The 16,030-nt window shown below is 63.6% G+C and carries 14 protein-coding genes and 1 riboswitch; of the genes, 8 read left to right on the top strand and 6 right to left on the bottom strand.

Annotated features, from left to right (window positions below; translation table 11 throughout):
* The first annotated feature begins 36 nt into the window (after positions 1-36).
* The 3 genes from NKI96_RS17530 to serA all read left to right on the top strand — a co-directional run bounded on the left by NKI96_RS17530 (position 37) and on the right by serA (position 3,934).
* Positions 37-897 (top strand): outer membrane protein, encoded by an 861-nt coding sequence (locus tag NKI96_RS17530; RefSeq protein WP_352805376.1) that lies wholly within the window; start codon positions 37-39, stop codon positions 895-897.
* 201 nt (positions 898-1,098) lie between these two features.
* Complete coding sequence (locus NKI96_RS17525; RefSeq protein WP_023704877.1) at positions 1,099-2,274, top strand: phosphoserine transaminase; 1,176 nt, start codon at positions 1,099-1,101, stop codon at positions 2,272-2,274.
* Positions 2,275-2,332: 58 nt separating this feature from the next.
* On the top strand, positions 2,333-3,934 hold the full coding sequence (serA, locus tag NKI96_RS17520; RefSeq protein ID WP_023699182.1) for a phosphoglycerate dehydrogenase: 1,602 nt from the start codon (positions 2,333-2,335) through the stop codon (positions 3,932-3,934).
* A 64-nt stretch (positions 3,935-3,998) separates the two neighbouring features.
* On the opposite strand, the gene NKI96_RS17515 is transcribed toward serA, so the two are convergent.
* Both NKI96_RS17515 and NKI96_RS17510 read right to left on the bottom strand, forming a co-directional pair.
* Positions 3,999-4,463 carry a DUF2231 domain-containing protein gene (locus NKI96_RS17515; RefSeq protein ID WP_023755561.1) on the bottom strand — a complete coding sequence of 155 codons (465 nt, stop codon included), beginning with the start codon at positions 4,461-4,463 and terminating at the stop codon, positions 3,999-4,001.
* Between the two features lie 105 nt (positions 4,464-4,568).
* On the bottom strand, positions 4,569-5,474 hold the full coding sequence (locus NKI96_RS17510; protein ID WP_352459874.1) for a DMT family transporter: 906 nt from the start codon (positions 5,472-5,474) through the stop codon (positions 4,569-4,571).
* A gap of 208 nt (positions 5,475-5,682) precedes the next feature.
* On the opposite strand from NKI96_RS17510, the gene NKI96_RS17505 reads away from it, so the two are divergent.
* Together NKI96_RS17505 and NKI96_RS17500 are read left to right on the top strand one after the other, a co-directional pair.
* Positions 5,683-6,981, top strand: coding sequence for an adenylosuccinate synthase (locus NKI96_RS17505; protein ID WP_023684197.1), 1,299 nt, complete (start codon positions 5,683-5,685; stop codon positions 6,979-6,981).
* A gap of 76 nt (positions 6,982-7,057) precedes the next feature.
* The gene (locus tag NKI96_RS17500; RefSeq protein WP_352805374.1) at positions 7,058-8,716 is read left to right on the top strand and encodes a hypothetical protein; all 1,659 of its coding nucleotides are present in this window, start codon (positions 7,058-7,060) and stop codon (positions 8,714-8,716) included.
* A gap of 26 nt (positions 8,717-8,742) precedes the next feature.
* On the opposite strand, the gene NKI96_RS17495 is transcribed toward NKI96_RS17500, so the two are convergent.
* Genes NKI96_RS17495 through NKI96_RS17480 form a run of 4 tightly spaced genes read right to left on the bottom strand, consistent with a single transcriptional unit; the run spans position 8,743 to position 11,821 of the window.
* Positions 8,743-9,042, bottom strand: a complete 300-nt coding sequence (locus NKI96_RS17495) for a CcdB family protein (RefSeq protein ID WP_023673676.1) — start codon at positions 9,040-9,042, stop codon at positions 8,743-8,745.
* Positions 9,042-9,284: a type II toxin-antitoxin system CcdA family antitoxin gene (locus NKI96_RS17490; RefSeq protein ID WP_352805371.1), complete on the bottom strand. Its 243-nt coding sequence runs from the start codon at positions 9,282-9,284 to the stop codon at positions 9,042-9,044. Before NKI96_RS17490 ends, NKI96_RS17495 begins: the two co-directional genes overlap by 1 nt.
* Before the next feature lie 55 nt (positions 9,285-9,339).
* A complete protein-coding gene (locus NKI96_RS17485; RefSeq protein WP_352765329.1) occupies positions 9,340-11,160 on the bottom strand; it encodes an ABC-F family ATP-binding cassette domain-containing protein in 1,821 nt (606 codons plus the stop codon).
* Between the two features lies 1 nt (position 11,161).
* Entirely contained in the window at positions 11,162-11,821 is a 660-nt protein-coding gene (locus NKI96_RS17480) for a thiamine diphosphokinase (protein ID WP_352666382.1), read from the bottom strand.
* Positions 11,822-11,983: 162 nt separating this feature from the next.
* A riboswitch (TPP riboswitch) is annotated at positions 11,984-12,098 on the top strand.
* A 43-nt stretch (positions 12,099-12,141) separates the two neighbouring features.
* Between NKI96_RS17480 and thiB the strand changes: the two genes are divergently transcribed.
* The 3 genes from thiB (at position 12,142) to thiQ (ending at position 15,729) form a co-directional block, all read left to right on the top strand.
* A complete protein-coding gene (gene thiB, locus NKI96_RS17475) occupies positions 12,142-13,149 on the top strand; it encodes a thiamine ABC transporter substrate binding subunit (RefSeq protein ID WP_352666380.1) in 1,008 nt (335 codons plus the stop codon).
* A 220-nt stretch (positions 13,150-13,369) separates the two neighbouring features.
* Positions 13,370-14,968 (top strand): thiamine/thiamine pyrophosphate ABC transporter permease, encoded by a 1,599-nt coding sequence (gene thiP, locus NKI96_RS17470; protein ID WP_352805367.1) that lies wholly within the window; start codon positions 13,370-13,372, stop codon positions 14,966-14,968.
* A complete protein-coding gene (gene thiQ / locus NKI96_RS17465; protein ID WP_352596656.1) occupies positions 14,965-15,729 on the top strand; it encodes a thiamine ABC transporter ATP-binding protein in 765 nt (254 codons plus the stop codon). Before thiP ends, thiQ begins: the two co-directional genes overlap by 4 nt.
* Positions 15,730-16,030: the final 301 nt, after the last annotated feature.

Genomic DNA, 16,030 nt, shown 5'->3' with positions numbered 1-16,030 from the left:
AAAATGAAGAGCGCCAATTTCAGGAGCCGGGGACCCATGAATTTCAAATTGCTGACAGCGCCGGCACTTGCCGCACTCGCGCTTGCGCTGCTGCCGCCGGCGCAAGCCGCGGACTACGATCCGCCGATCTATGTCGATCAGGCGCCGGACTATCAACCGGTCGAGGTCGGCTCGGGCTGGTATCTGCGCGGCGATGTCGGCTACGCGTTCAGCCATCCCTTCGAGCATGAGGAAGCGACAACCGGCCCGCTTAACAGCTTTACCGATGAGAGCAGCCTTTTCACAGGCAGTTTCGGTATGGGGTATCATGTCAACGACTATCTTCGGGTCGAGCTGAACGGCGGGATTCTTCCGACCAACAAATTCGGGGAACACGCCAAGTTGGCAGCCACTTGCGACGGCCATACGCTTGTGGACGACGGTTTTGGCACCATCAATTCCGTCGCGGCTACGCAGGCATGCGATCTTTCCGACAATGCTTCCAACAAAGGCTACAGCATCATGGCCAATGGCTATGTCGATCTCGGCACCTATGTTGGAATAACTCCATATCTTGGCGGAGGGGTCGGTGTCGCATACAATAAATATTACAGGAGCATTGGGGCGAAGGATTGCGTGGAAGTGGCCCCCAATTCGTCCGGCACGGGCGGGTTCTCTTGTGATGATCCGGCCGGTTACGAGGGTGCAACGGATAAGGAGGGCAAATTCAACCTTGCCTATTCGATCGGGGGCGGTCTTTCCTATCAGGTGGCCAAGAACGTGTCGGTTGACCTTGGCTACGAATATTTCTCGGTGCCGGGCGCCAAATACGTCGCTTATGACAGCGGCGCCTTCAACATCCACAAGGGCATCAATTATCAGACGGTCAAGCTCGGGCTGCGCTACGACCTCTGGTAGGCTGGCTGCAGATACGAAACCCGACGGCGGATCTCTTCGATCCGCCGTTTGCGTTTGGGCTCACGACATCCTGATCCCGGACTGCTTCTATCTTGTCAGCGACAAAAACTTTCCTCTTGACGCCTGAGGGCTGAACGCATATCGCCGTTCGTGGGCCACCCCTCCCCAACGAGGGGCCACTATCTGGAAGGATAGACCACGATGACGATGCATACGAAGCCCGGACTCCGTCCGGCAAACCCCAATTTCTCCTCAGGTCCCTGCGCAAAACGCCCCGGCTGGTCGGTCGAGGCGCTGAAGAATGCCGCGCTCGGCCGTTCCCACCGCGCCAAGATCGGCAAGACCAAGCTCGAACAGGCGATCGAGCTGACGCGCGAAATTCTCCAGGTTCCGGCGGATTACCGTATCGGCATCGTGCCGGCGTCGGACACGGGTGCTGTCGAGATGGCGCTGTGGTCGCTGCTCGGCGAACGCGGCGTCGACATGGTGGCATGGGAAAGCTTTGGCTCGGGCTGGGTGACCGATGTCGTCAAGCAGCTGAAGCTCGCCGGTATCAGAAAGATCGAGGCAGGCTATGGCGAACTGCCGGATCTCACCAAGATCGATTTCGACCGCGATGTGGTCTTCACCTGGAACGGCACGACCTCAGGCGTGCGCGTGCCGAATGGCGATTTCATCCCGGCGGATCGCAAGGGCCTGACCATCTGCGATGCCACCTCAGCGGCATTCGCGCAAAAGCTCGATTTCCAGAAGCTCGATGTCGTCACCTTCTCCTGGCAGAAAGTGCTGGGCGGCGAGGGCGCACACGGCATGCTGATCCTGTCGCCTCGCGCCGTCGAGCGACTGGAAACCTACAAGCCGGCGTGGCCGTTGCCGAAAATCTTCCGCCTGACCTCGGGCGGCAAGCTGATCGAAGGCATCTTCAAGGGCGAGACCATCAACACGCCGTCGATGCTGTGCGTCGAGGACTATCTCGATGCGCTTCATTGGGCGAAGTCGATCGGCGGTCTCGATGCGTTGATTGCCAGAGCCGATGCCAATGCCGCCGTGCTCGATGGGTTTGTCGACAAGTCGTCCTGGCTCGGCCATCTCGCGGTCGATGCGGCGACACGTTCCAACACGTCCGTATGTCTGTCCTTCACCGACGCCGATGTCGCGGCGCTCGACGCCGACGGGCAGGCGGCTTTCGCCAAGGCGATCGTCTCTGTGCTCGACAAGGAAGGCGTCGCGTTCGACATTGGATCCTATCGCGATGCACCTTCCGGCCTGCGCATCTGGTGCGGTGCCACCGTCGAGACATCCGATCTCGAGGCGCTGCTGCCTTGGCTCGACTGGGCCTTCGCCACGCAGAAGGCTTCGCTGAAGGCCGCAGCCTGAGATTTCGTGGTGGCCTGCGGGCCGCCCTTTCCCGACAATCCAGTTCAAGGAGGCCGCCATGGCGCCCCGCGTTCTCGTCTCTGACAAACTCTCCACCACCGCCGTCCAGATATTCAAGGACCGCGGTATCGAGGTCGACTATTTGCCCGATCTCGGCAAGGACAAGGAAAAGCTGCTCGAAGTCATCGGCCAGTATGATGGCCTTGCCATCCGCTCGGCGACCAAGGTCACGGAAAAACTGATCAACGCCGCGACAAGACTCAAGGTCGTCGGCCGCGCCGGCATCGGTGTCGACAATGTCGACATCCCCGCGGCGAGCCGCAAGGGCATCATCGTGATGAACACGCCCTTCGGCAATTCGATCACCACGGCCGAACATGCGGTGGCGATGATCTTTGCACTCGCCCGGCAGATCCCGGAGGCCAATGCCTCGACCCATGCCGGCAAATGGGAAAAGAACCGCTTCATGGGCGTCGAGATCACCGGCAAGACGCTGGGCGTCATCGGCTGCGGCAATATCGGCTCGATCGTTGCCACGCGCGGCGTCGGCCTGAAGATGCATGTCGTCGCCTTCGATCCGTTCCTGTCGGACAAGCGCGCCGAGGAACTCGGCGTCGACAAGGTCGAGCTGGACGAGCTTTTCGCCCGCGCCGATTTCATCACGCTGCACACGCCGCTGACCGACAAGACGCGCAACATCATCGACGCGGCGGCGATCGCCAAAATGAAGAACGGCGTGCGCATCATCAATTGCGCGCGTGGCGGGCTCATCGTCGAAGCCGACCTGGTCGCGGCGCTGAAGAGCGGCAAGGTGGCGGGCGCCGGCGTCGATGTGTTCGAGGTCGAACCGGCGGAGAACAACGCGCTGTTCGGCATGGAGAATGTGGTGGCAACGCCGCATCTGGGCGCCTCGACAGCGGAAGCGCAGGAAAATGTCGCGCTCCAGGTGGCCGAGCAGATGGCCGACTATCTGATCAAGGGCGCGGTTTCGAATGCCATCAACATGCCCTCGATCACGGCCGAGGAAGCACCGCGGCTAAAGCCGTTCGTCAAGCTCGCCGAAGTGCTCGGCGCCTTTGTCGGCCAAGTCACCGAGGACCCGATCAACGAGGTCGAGATCCTGTTCGACGGCTCGACCGCGACGATGAACACGCGTGCCCTGATCAGTGCCGCGCTTGCCGGACTGATCCGGCCGCAGGTCGCCGACGTCAATATGGTGTCGGCGCCGATCATGGTGAAGGAGCGCGGCATCATCGTCGCCGAGGTCAAGCGCGACAAGTCGGGCGTGTTCGACGGCTACATCAAGCTGACGGTGAAGACCGAGCACATGACGCGCTCGATCGCCGGCACCTGCTTCTCCGACGGTAAGCCGCGCTTCATCCAGATCAAGGGCATCAATCTCGACGCCGAGGTCGGCCAGCACATGCTCTACACAACCAATGCCGATGCGCCCGGCATTATCGGCCTGCTCGGCACGGTGTGCGGCGAGAACGGCGTCAACATCGCCAACTTCCAGCTCGGCCGCAACCGGCCGGGCGGCGACGCGATCGCGCTGCTCTATCTCGACGCGCCGTTCCCGGAGAAAGTGCTGGAACAGGTCAAGGCGCACAAGTCCATCGACTCGGCCAAGCGGCTGCAGTTCGACGTCAACGCAATGTAGTTGACGGCGTGGCGGATGCGGCGGCCCTCCCCCCATCATTGGGGCGGCCGTCGCGGAGCCCGGTTCAGGTCAATTCGTCTGAGCCGTCGGAGACGCCTACGCGATGCCGATAGACCAGTTCCCAGCCCTTCCACCCTGTAAACAGCAGGATCAGAACCACGATCAGCGACAAGATAAAGCCGGTCGGGATCACAGCCGCCGCTCCACCGACATAACGCGAGTACCAGTTATAAAGCTCGATCAGCACGACGAGCACGTTGCCGCCGGCATGGAGCCATGCCGTCGTGAGATTGCGGATCTGAACATCGCCGAGGACATCCGTCAGGCCGGTAAGAGCGGCCAAGGCGCCCATGATCAGGCCGGCGCCGAGAAGCCAAAGCGATCCGGTGACCCACCCGGGATCGGCTGTTTGCCAGAAAATCAGATCGCAAACGAAGGTGCCGACAAAGAAGGCGATCGGAAACGGAATCAGCATTGGATGAATGGGGTGACCGGCAATGCTTGCCGTGCTGCGAGGGTTATGGCTCATCTTGTTGCCTCCCACGCAAGCAAACTCCGCCAGAGGTAAAATGTTCCAGGTCGGCGCGCGGCAGCAGTTATCGCGACGGCGGCGCAGCGCGGCAGCAGCCAAATGTTATCCGCGGCGGCCCGGTGCCGCCATCTTGCGCCCGCTGTATTCGGCGAGCGAAATGCCGCCCAGCACCAGGATGAGCGCCAGCGCCTGGTAGAGCTGGAATGTCTCGCCGACGATCAGCACTGACAGCAGCGTGCCGAAGATCGGCACCAGATTGATGAACAGCCCGGCACGGTTGGCGCCGATCAGTTCGTTGCCCCTGATGTAAGTGATCTGCGAAATGACCGAAGCGCCGATCGCGGTATAGACGATGACAACCCAGCCGCTGATATCGGGGACGATAACCTTGCCGGCGGCGACCTCCCACAGGAAGAACGGCAGCGAGGTGATGAGGGCAGCGATCGCCAGGGACAACATCAGGCTCTGCCAGCGCATCACCGGCTTCAGCCGCAGCCCGACCGAATAACTGCTGTAGAGGACGACCGCGACCAGCATGATGGCGTCGCCGAAATTGAGTTCCAATGTGAGCAGCCGGCGCGGATCGCCGTGGCAGGCAGTCAAGATGACGCCGAAGATGGTCAGCACCACGCCCGCAATCTGAGCCCAGCTCACGCGCAGGCGGAAGAAGAAGAAATTGGCAATGATGATCAAGACCGGCATCGCCGCCTGTTCGATCGAGACATTGATCGCCGTCGTGTAGTTGAGCGCGGTGTAGAAAATGGTGTTGAACAGAGTGAAGCCGCTGGCGCCAAGTGCAGCCAGGACGAACCAGTGTTTGCGCACCACCGGCCAGTCCTCCCTGATCGTGCGCCAGCCGATCGGCAGCAGGATCGCGACGGCCAGCACCCAGCGCAGGAAGACCAGCGTCATCGGCGAGACGTGACCGACCGCCAGCTTGCCGGCGACGGAATTGCCGCCCCACAGCAAGGTGGTCAGCAGCAGGAACAGGTAGGCGCGTCGATGCATGCGGGATTCCGGCCGCCTGGGAAGTTGTGTTTGCCGGCCTATTGCCCCCGCCGACGCAAGTAAATGATGTCAAAGCCGAAAATTGTTGTGCCTCAGGGCATTTTCGACGGCAAAGAAAGGTCGCGCTTGCGAGGTCTTGACGCTATAGAGGCCTGTCGTTTCGAACCATATCCAGGCCGCCAGGGCGGCATCTCAAGGGAAAAGAAACATGGCCAATGTGGTGGTCGTCGGCTCGCAATGGGGCGACGAAGGCAAGGGCAAGATCGTCGACTGGTTGTCGGAGCGCGCCGACGTGGTCGTGCGCTTCCAGGGCGGCCACAATGCCGGCCATACGCTGGTCGTCGACGGCAAGGTCTACAAACTGTCGCTGCTGCCGTCGGGCGTGGTGCGGCAAGGCAAGCTGTCGATCATCGGCAATGGCGTCGTCTTCGACCCGCACGCCTTTGTCGCGGAAGTGGCGAAACTCAAGGCGCAAGGCGTCGAGGTCACGCCGGACCGCCTGAAAATAGCCGAAAACACGGCGCTTATCCTGTCGCTGCACCGGGAGCTGGACGGATTCCGCGAGGACGCCGCCTCCAATTCCGGGACGAAAATTGGCACGACGCGTCGTGGCATCGGCCCAGCCTATGAAGACAAGGTGGGCCGGCGCGCGGTTCGGGTGATGGATCTGGCGGATTTGGAAACGCTGCCTCTCAAGGTCGACAGGCTGCTGACGCATCACAATGCGCTGCGTCGCGGGCTTGGCCATGGCGAAGTCACGCATGAGGCGATCATGACCGAGCTGACCTCGGTCGCCGATGAGATCCTGCCCTATATGGACCGCGTCTGGAAAATCCTCGACGACAAGCGCCGCGCCGGCGAACGCATCCTGTTCGAGGGCGCGCAAGGCACGCTGCTCGACATCGACCACGGCACCTATCCGTTCGTCACCTCGTCCAACACCGTTGCCGGCCAGGCAGCCGCCGGCTCGGGGGTGGGCCCCGGCGCCATCGGCTATGTCCTGGGCATCACCAAGGCCTATACGACGCGTGTCGGCGAAGGCCCGTTCCCGACCGAGCAGAAGAACGAGATCGGCGAATTTCTCGGTACGCGTGGCCACGAATTCGGCGTCGTCACCGGGCGCAAACGCCGTTGCGGCTGGTTCGACGCCGTGCTGGTGCGCCAGGCCGTCGCCGTCAACGGTATCAAGGGCATCGCCCTGACCAAACTCGACGTGCTCGACGGGCTGGATGAGATCAAGGTCTGCACCGGCTACCGTCTCGACGGCGAAACGATCGACTATCTGCCGGCCAGCCAGGGCGCGCAGGCGCGTGTCGAGCCGGTCTACGAGACGCTCGAAGGCTGGAAAGGCACCACAGCCGGCGCGCGCAGCTGGAACGACCTTCCGGCGCAGGCCGTCAAATATGTCCGTTACATCGAGGAGCTGATCGGGGCACCCGTCGCGCTCCTTTCCACCAGCCCGGAACGGGACGACACGATACTTGTGACCGATCCGTTTCAAGACTAGTTTTCTGAAGCCTTTCCGGGCATCGCGGCCGATTTGCGGGGGCCGGCGCGGAAACAAAATACAGGTCGACTGAAGCATGGCAGATTTCGTTGCTATTCTGAAAAAGGCGCTCGACAAGCACGGCGACGAAACGCCCGAAAAGCGTACGCGGATCTATGAAAGCGTTCGTACCATGCTGGCGAAGAAGCTTGCGGAGTATTCGCCGCCGCTGGCCGCCGAAGCCATAAGCACGCAGAAGCGATCCCTGGAAGATGCCATCTCGAGCGTCGAGCGCGACTATGCCAGGGCGGTGCCGGCATCCGATCCGCTGGCGGAGCTGGAGCACATCTTCTCCTCCATCGACCGCAACAAGAACCAGTCCAGTCATGTAAAGCCTTCCGCCACGCCTGCGCCGGCCTGGCAGCCGGCGAAACCCGTGCAGCCGGCGCCGACCGCCAGGACAGAGCCGAGCTGGCAGAGGCCCGCGCCGACACCGCCGTCGCCTGCGGCGCGTGCAGAAACCATCGACAAGCAAGCCGCGGAGCTGGACGCTGACGACGATAGCGCCGATGTCTTTGCCAATGACGAGCAGCCGGCGGCGGACACGTTCCAGCGCCTGCGCCCCGCCGAGCGCAGGCGCAGCTATGGCGGGTTGATCGCGGCTGTCGTCGCGCTTTTGGTGGTGGCCGGCGGTGGCTATGGCATCTGGCTGAACAAGGATGCCTTTGGCTCGATGCTGGGCCTCGGCGGCGACACCAAGACGGTCTCGACCGAACCGCTGGTAAAGCCGGCGCCGGCCAAGCCCGCGGCCGATGCACCCGCACCGGCTCCTGCCGGCGAGGGAACGAAGTTCACCCAGCGCCTGTCGCCCGAAGGCGGTGAGACCGATCCCGGTCCCGCGGCCGGTCAAAGCGGCATCGGCGAGGGCGAGTCCGTCGCCGCGCTGACCACACCGCCACCCCCGGCTCCAGCGCCACCTGCGGCTCCAGCGCCTGCGACCCCGCCGGCCGGCGACGCCGCAGCCACGGGCGCGCCCGCCACGCCGGCGCCCGACGCTTCCGCCACGCCACCGGCAACGCCGCGCGCCGATGGCGTCGCTCCGCCGGCCAACGGGGCTGCACCGGCTGATGCCGCCGCCACGCCGCCCGCGGCCGGCACGCCGCCCGCTGCGCCGGCGGCCGCCGCTCCCGCGCCGACCGTTGCGGTCGGCCAGAAGGCGATCTTCTACGAGGAACGCACCTCGACCGCGCAAGGTTCGGCCGAACCCGGCAGCATCGTCTGGTCGCTGGTGCAGGAATCGCCCGGCGGCGACCTGCCGCCCGAGCCGGCGATCCGCGCCGAGGCGACCATTCCCGGCAAGGACATCCAGCTGCGCATGACCATCCGCCGCAATACCGACCAGACGCTGCCGGCCAGCCACATCATCGAGATGATCTTCCTGACGCCCGAGGGCTTTGACGGCGGTGGCGTCGACAACATCCTGCGCGTCGCCATGAAGAGTTCGGAACAGGATGCCGGCAGCCCGCTGATCGGCATTCCGGCCAAGATCGCCGACGGCTTCTTTCTGGTGGCGCTCAACGACACCAAGGCCGACGAGGACGCCAATATGACCTTGCTTCGAGGCCAGGACTGGATCGACGTGCCGGTGGTCTACAAGACCGGACGCCGGGCGCTGCTGACCATGGAAAAGGGCATTCCGGGCGAGAAGGTGTTCGACGAGGCGCTGAAGGCCTGGCAGGCCAAGACGGCAGGTTGACGGGCGGCAGTAGCGGCTGCCTTCGCTCAGAAGCCCTGGAACAGCATGTCGAGGGCGGCGACGATGTCGTCGTGATGTCTAGAAAGGTTTCCCTCTGGCATCCGCAATTCGGACGCGCTGAAGGCCGACACAAACTGTGTGACCATCACAAGATCTTTGCCGTTTATAGCGAAGGTCGGGTTCAGGCGGCGGCCAGGAAGCGGGGCAATCTCGGGCGGCATCAAAGGAACGACCACCCTCGTGCTCAGCCCTTCAAGCATATCTGACTGCACGTCGAGAAGATAACCGTCGCTCTCGGTACTCCGATAGAAATCGTAACGCGCCATCAGAACGGCCGGTGTTTAGCCAATGGCAGTCCGTTCTTTCGGACATATTCGTTGGAGCTTTCGATGGCTTCCCAGTTTTCTTCTTGCCATCGACGCGTTTTCTCCGCCGCAATCGCTTTCGCGATCCCCGCTTCGGCAGCGCGGGAGATGTTGATGCCCAACGCTTTGGCGTCCTTGATCAACTGAGAGTCAATGGACGTGTTGACAGAGGTCCGCTGAGTTTTTGGCGACGATTGAAGCACGGAGATGCCTCCTTTCATGCGCACAATATACGCGCATAAAAGACCACAGGCAATGCTACCCCTCCATCTCCTCACGCAGCATTTCCAACTCCAGCCACTCTTCCTCGAGTGCGGCCAGCGTGGCGCGTTCCTTGTCGAGGGCGGCGATGGTCTTTTGGAACGAGGCCGGGTCGCGCTCGTAATAGGCGGGATCGGCAATGTTGTTTTCCAAACGCGAGATCGAGGCCATTACCGCCTCGATCTTCTTGGGCAAGGATTCCAGGGCGAATTTCTGCTTGAACGACAGTTTCTTCGACGGCCCTTTTGGCGCTGCCGGCTCGCTCTTGCCCGGCGCCGGCGCATCGCTGGCTTCGGCCTTGGCGCGCGCCTTGCGGTCGTCGAGCCGGGTGCCGCCGCGCTGCGCCAGCATGTCGGAATAGCCACCCGCATATTCGATCCAGCGGCCGCCTCCGTCCGGGGCGATGATGCTGGTGACGGTGCGGTCGAGGAAGTCGCGGTCGTGGCTGACCAGGATGACCGTGCCGGCAAAGCCGGCGACAAGTTCCTGCAACAGTTCCAGCGTCTCCATGTCGAGATCGTTGGTCGGCTCGTCGAGCACCAGAAGGTTGGCCGGCCGCGCCAGAACACGCGCCAGGAGCAGCCGCGCCCGTTCGCCGCCGGACAGCTCGCGCACCGGGGTGCGCGCCTGTTCCGGCTTGAACAGGAAATCCTTCATGTAGGACACGACATGGCGCTGCTCGCCATTGATGACGAGGTTTTCGCCGCGCCCGTCCGTGAGATACTGCGCCAGGGTCTCGGCCGGATCGACCGCCTCGCGCTTCTGGTCGAGCGTGGCGATTTCCAGATTGGTGCCGAGCCGCACCGAGCCGGCGTCGGGCTTCATCTCGCCGGTAAGCATCTTCAACAGCGTCGTCTTGCCGGCGCCGTTCGGCCCGACAAGGCCGACGCGATCGCCGCGCTGGATGCGGGTCGAGAAGCTTTTGACCACGGTGAGGTCGCCAAAGCTCTTTTCGATGTTCTTGGCCTCGATCACCAGCTTGCCGGATTCGGCGGCGTCGCTGGCCACCATGGTGGCCGAGCCCTCGGCGCCGCGATGGCCGCGAAAACGCTGGCGCATGGTCTGCAGTTCGCCGAGCCGGCGCATGTTGCGTTTGCGGCGAGCCGTCACGCCATAGCGCAGCCAATGCTCCTCGCGCACGATCTGGCGGCCCAGCTTGTGCTGTTCGCGCTCTTCCTCTTCCAGCACAAGGTCGCGCCATTCCTCGAAATGGCCAAAGCCCTTGTCGAGGCGGCGGGTCTGGCCACGGTCGAGCCAGACAGTGGCGCGCGAGACGCGTTCGAGGAAGCGTCGGTCGTGCGAGATGACGATCAGCGCCGAAGACGTCCGGACGAGCTCCTCTTCCAGCCATTCGATGACCGACAAATCGAGATGGTTGGTCGGCTCGTCAAGCAGCAGAATATCGGGTTCGGGCGCCATGACGCGGGCAAGTGCTGCGCGGCGCGCCTCGCCACCGGAGAGATCGTTGGGGTTCTCCGTGCCGGCGAGGCCGAGATGCTCCATCAGATATGTGGCGCGGTAGGGATCGTCGGCAGGCCCAAGCCCGGCCTCGACATAGGCACGCACATTGGCAAAGCCGTCCATGTCGGGCATTTGCGGGAGATAGCGCACCGTTGCCGAAGGCTGGCGGAAGACCTCGCCGTCTTGCGGCTCGATCAGACCGGCGGCAATCTTCAGGAGCGTCGACTTGCCGGAGCCGTTGCGGCCGACGAGCGCGATCTTGTCACCGGCGGACGCCGTCAGTTCGGCGCCATCGAGCAGCGGCGTGCCGCCAAAGGTCAGTCTTATGCCGTCGAGGTTGAGAAGGGGCGGGGCCATGTCAGCTTTCAGGCAAGGGGTAGGGGTGGGCGAGCAGCAGCGCGCGGCCATGGCCGAGCTCAATTTCGAGGCCGCCCCCGGTCTTGTTGGACTTGACCTCGTTCGAGATGGTCAGCGACGAGCCGAACACGACCTCGACATGGTCGAGCGGCCACTTCGCGCCGGACACGGTGAGGCCCGAAAGATCGGAAAAGCCGAGCACCGAAAACAGCGTTCCGTCGGCATAGTCGAAGCCGGCCTTGCCGGGCAGCAAAGGGGCGCCTTCCTGCGCTCCGCTGGTCAACAGCACTTTTGTGCCTGTCTCTGCCAGTTGAAGGCTGAGCGCCAGATGCAGGAAGGCGTGGTCGGCGCGCTTGCCGCCGAAAGCGCCGGCCAGCACCAGGCTGGTGGCGCCGCGTTCCAATGCCGCCGCGATCGCCAGTTCGCCATCGGTCTTGTCCTTTTCGGGAGGAAACACCTCCCGCGGCACGGCGGCGAGATCGGCAGGCAGGTCCGCCGGCACGGAATCGAAATCGCCGACCCACAGCTCCGGCATCAGGCCGATCAGGCGGGCATGACCGATGCCGGCGTCGGCGGCGATGACGCGCGTGCCCGCGACCTGGCGGTCGAGCCGCGGCGTGCGGACGAGATCGCCGCCAAGCAGGATGGTGAATGTGCTCATATCCGCTGGCCCTTACCAGCCCCGCCGACGAAACGGAAGGCCGAGCGGCACCGTCACTCTTTGTTGGAGCATGATCTTTTTCCGGAAACGGATTCCACTTTCCGGGATCATGCTCGGGCAAACTTCCGCTTGCGTGGCACCTTGGCCGAGCCTATGTGTCGAAACGCTCTAACGGGGTGCCGGACGCGATCTTCGCGGGCCGGCTGAGAGGCAGTCTCGCCAACCCGCTGAACCTGATCCGGTTTGTACCGGCGGAGGGATTAGACGCTTCGGACAGCCCGACGCCTCAATTCCTTTCAACACGAATGAAGGAGGCGCCGATGCGCATGTTTTTGTCCCGTCTTGTCCCAGCGCTGGGGCTTGCTGTTTCGCTACTGGCAAGCCCTGCGTCAGCGCAGGAAAAACTCACGATCTATACCTATGAGAGTTTCACTGCCGACTGGGGTCCGGGACCCCAGGTGAAGAAGGAATTCGAAGCCGAGTGCGGCTGCAGCGTCGACTTCGTCTCGGCGGCCGACGGCGTCGCGCTGCTCAACCGCGTCAAGCTCGAAGGTGCCTCGACCAAGGCAGATATCGTGCTTGGCCTCGACACCAACCTCACCGCGGAAGCCAAGGCTTCCGGCCTGTTTGTCCGACATGGCGCGGTGGCTGAAAACAACGTGCCGGGCGGCTGGAGCGACGACACTTTCGTGCCCTATGATTATGGTTATTTCGCCGTCGTCTACGACACCGAAAAGCTGAAGAGCCCGCCGAAGAGCCTGAAGGAACTGGTCGAGGGCGATGCCGCCGACAAGATCGTCATCCAGGATCCGAGGACGTCGACGCCGGGCCTCGGCCTGCTGCTGTGGGTCAAGTCGGTCTATGGCGACAAGGCGCCGGAAGCCTGGGCGAAACTCAGGGGCAAAGTGCTGACGGTGACGCCGGGCTGGAGCGAGGCCTACGGCCTGTTCACCAAGGGCGAGGCGCCGATGGTGCTTTCCTATACGACGTCGCCGGCCTACCACATGGTGGCCGAGAACACCGGGCGCTACCAGGCCGCCTCGTTCGAGGAGGGCGAGTATCTGCAGGTCGAGGTCGCGGGCATCACCACCACGGGCGCGAAGAACCCGCTGGCGGCGAAGTTCCTGGCCTTCATGACCGGGCCGAAATTCCAGGATGTCATTCCGGAGACCAACTGGATGTTCCCGGCCGGGAAAACCGACAAGCCGCTCAATCCGGCTTTTGATAGGCTGGTCAAGCCGGCGAAGACCTTGCTGTTCAGCCCGGAAGAGGTCGCGGCAAATCGCAAGGCCTGGGTGGATGAATGGCTGGCGGTGATGAGCAAGTAGATTTGGCTGTATAGTCAAAAGATGAGTGCTCTACGGCGCCCCCCTCTGTCCTGCCGGACATCTCCCCCACGAGGGGGGAGATTGGCCTTTACGTTGACTTTCGCCAATCTCCGAAGCTGCAGGAATGAGCGGAGCGCTAAAACCGCCAATCTCCCCCCTCGTGGGGGAGATGTCCGGCAGGACAGAGGGGGGCGCGAAGGAACGCGACGCCCGGTAAAGAGTGCAACGCTCTGACCCCCGCATCACGGCCGGCATTGTCGCGCTTGCGGCAATCGCGCTGCTGATCGGTGGCGCCTTCGCCGGCCTTATCCGCGAAGGCGCGCACGACCTTTCCGGCGCCGCGTCCGCCTTTGACCTCTATCTCCTGCGCGTTGTCCGCTTCACGCTCTGGCAGGCTGCGCTCTCGACTCTGCTTTCCGCCGTACCGGCGCTCTTCGTCGCCCGGTCGCTGTCGCGGCATCCGCGCTTCTTCGGACGCGGCTTCATCCTGCAGCTGTTCACTGTGCCCCTTGCCTTGCCGGCAATTGTCGGAGCGCTGGGCATACTGGCGCTCTATGGCCGCGCCGGTTATTTCGCCGCGATCGGTGGCCAGAGCTGGCCCGACATCTATGGGCTGTCGGGCATCCTCGTCGCCCACGTCTTCTTCAACCTGCCGCTGGCCACCCGGCTGTTCCTCGAAGCGCTGGGAACGGTGCCGGCCGATCAATGGCGGCTGGCGAGCCAGCTCGGCATGGGGGCGAGGCCAGCCTTCCGGCTGATCGAGTGGCCGGTGCTGCGCGCCGCGCTGCCGGGCGTCGCCGGGCTTGTCTTCATGCTTTGCATCACCTCCTTCACCATCGTGCTGATCCTCGGCGGCGGGCCGGCGGCGACGACGCTGGAAGTCGCCATCTATCAGGCGCTGCGTTTCGACTTCGATCCGGCGCGAGCGGTGACGCTGACGGTGCTGCAGATCGCGCTGACTTTTGCCGTCATGCTGGCGCTGACGCGGCTCGGCGCCAATGTGACCGGCGACGCCAATTTGCCTGTCGCGCCGCGCCGCTATCACTTGGCCGGCAAAGCAGAAACAGCGTTCAACGCCGTCCTGATCGTGCTCGCCTTGCTGTTCGTCGCCGGACCAATGGCGGCCACCGTCGCGTCCGGCCTCGGCGCCGATCTCGGCCGGCTGGCGGGCGAGAGTGCCGTGCGTCAGGCGACCCTGACCAGCGCCGGTCTCGCCCTCTCGGCGGCGCTACTTTCGGTGGCGCTGTCGCTGTCGCTGATCATGGCTCGGCGGGCACTGTCGCTGCGCCGCCGGTCCAGTGCCCGTTCATTGCTCGAACATGCCACCGACACCGGCGCCGGCTTCGTCCTCGTCGTGCCGCCCATCGTCATCGGCGCCGGCTGGTTTCTCCTGCTGCGCACGGTCAGCGATGTCTTTGCCATCGCGCCGGTCATGGTCGTCTCCGTCAATGCGGTGATGGCGATGCCCTTTGCCATCCGCGCGATGCGCCCGGCCTATGATGCGGCGAGCGAGCGCCACGAAAAGCTGTGCGCGCAGCTCGGCATTGCGGGCTGGAACCGGCTGCTTCTGGTCGACTGGCCATCGCTCCGGCGGCCGCTGGCCACCGGCTTTGGCTTCGCCATGGCACTGTCGCTCGGCGATCTCGGCGTCATCGCGCTGTTCGGCAGCGATTCGGTGCAGACCTTGCCCTATCTCCTGCTGGCGCGCATGGGCAGCTATCGCACGGCCGATGCTGCCGGGCTGGCTTTGCTGCTCGGGGCGGTCTGCCTTGCATTGGTGGTCGCGGCAGACTGGCTGGGACGGGGAGAGAGATCGTGACGTCCGCTGTGGAGAAAGGCACGACTGTCCGGCTGGACAAGGTCTCGTTCAGCTATGGCGAAACGTCATTCCTGTTCGATGTCGAATTCGATACATCGAAGATCACCGCCATCATGGGGGCAAGTGGTTCGGGCAAATCGACCTTGCTCAATCTGGTGGCTGGTTTCGAGACGCCGCAGTCCGGTCGTGTGCTGATCGGCGGCGCCGATTTCGGCGTCGAGCCGCCTTCGGTGCGGCCGGTGTCGATGGTGTTCCAGGAAAACAATCTGTTTGCTCATCTCTCGGTGGAGAAGAATGTCGGGCTCGGCCGCTCGCCATCGCTCAACCTGACCGAGGCCGATCGCGCCGCAATCGCCGAGGCGCTTGACCGCGTCGGCCTGGCCGGCAAGGAAAAGCGCCTGCCGCGCGAACTCTCCGGCGGCGAAAGGCAGCGCGTGGCGCTCGCCCGCGTTCTGGTGCGCGACCGGCCGGTGCTGCTGCTCGACGAGCCGTTCGCTTCGCTCGGGCCAGCACTGCGCGACGACATGCTCGACCTGGTGGCCGGCGTTCATGCCGAGCGGGCGATGACGGTGCTGTTCGTCACGCATCAGCCGGAAGACGCTCGCCGTATCGGCGAGCAGATGGTTTTTCTGGACAATGGCAGGGTTGCCGCGACGGGACCTGCCGCCGATTTTTTCGACGGCACTGGCCCTGAAGCGTTTCGGCGCTATATCGGCGCAAGTTCGGGCGGATCACGCGATATTGCCCGGAAGCGGACATAATTTACGACCAAACCGGCTACAGGTGATGTGGCGCTTGCTTGCCATGGTCCAGTCGATGTGGCTAGGTCCGCTTAGTACTGGTCCGGCACGAGCCGTGATTTGCCCCTACAGCGCCGCACCCGGCCGGATGCGTAAACGCTGTAGGTTTTTTGATGTGTGCAGGATTGCCAACGAAAACCGATTTTTCGCTGGCGCGGACCCCGGTCCAAATCATGCGCCGAGAGCTGAAGGAACGCCGTGCTGCCGACCGGCACTGACACTTTGAAACGCAGACCGCTGGTGCGCTTCCTCGCGCTGGCCG

This window comes from Mesorhizobium sp. M0292 (assembly GCF_040321695.1).
Lineage (GTDB): Bacteria > Pseudomonadota > Alphaproteobacteria > Rhizobiales > Rhizobiaceae > Mesorhizobium.
Note: the sequence above shows the minus strand (reverse complement) of the source record. Positions and strands in the feature narration are given on the sequence as shown.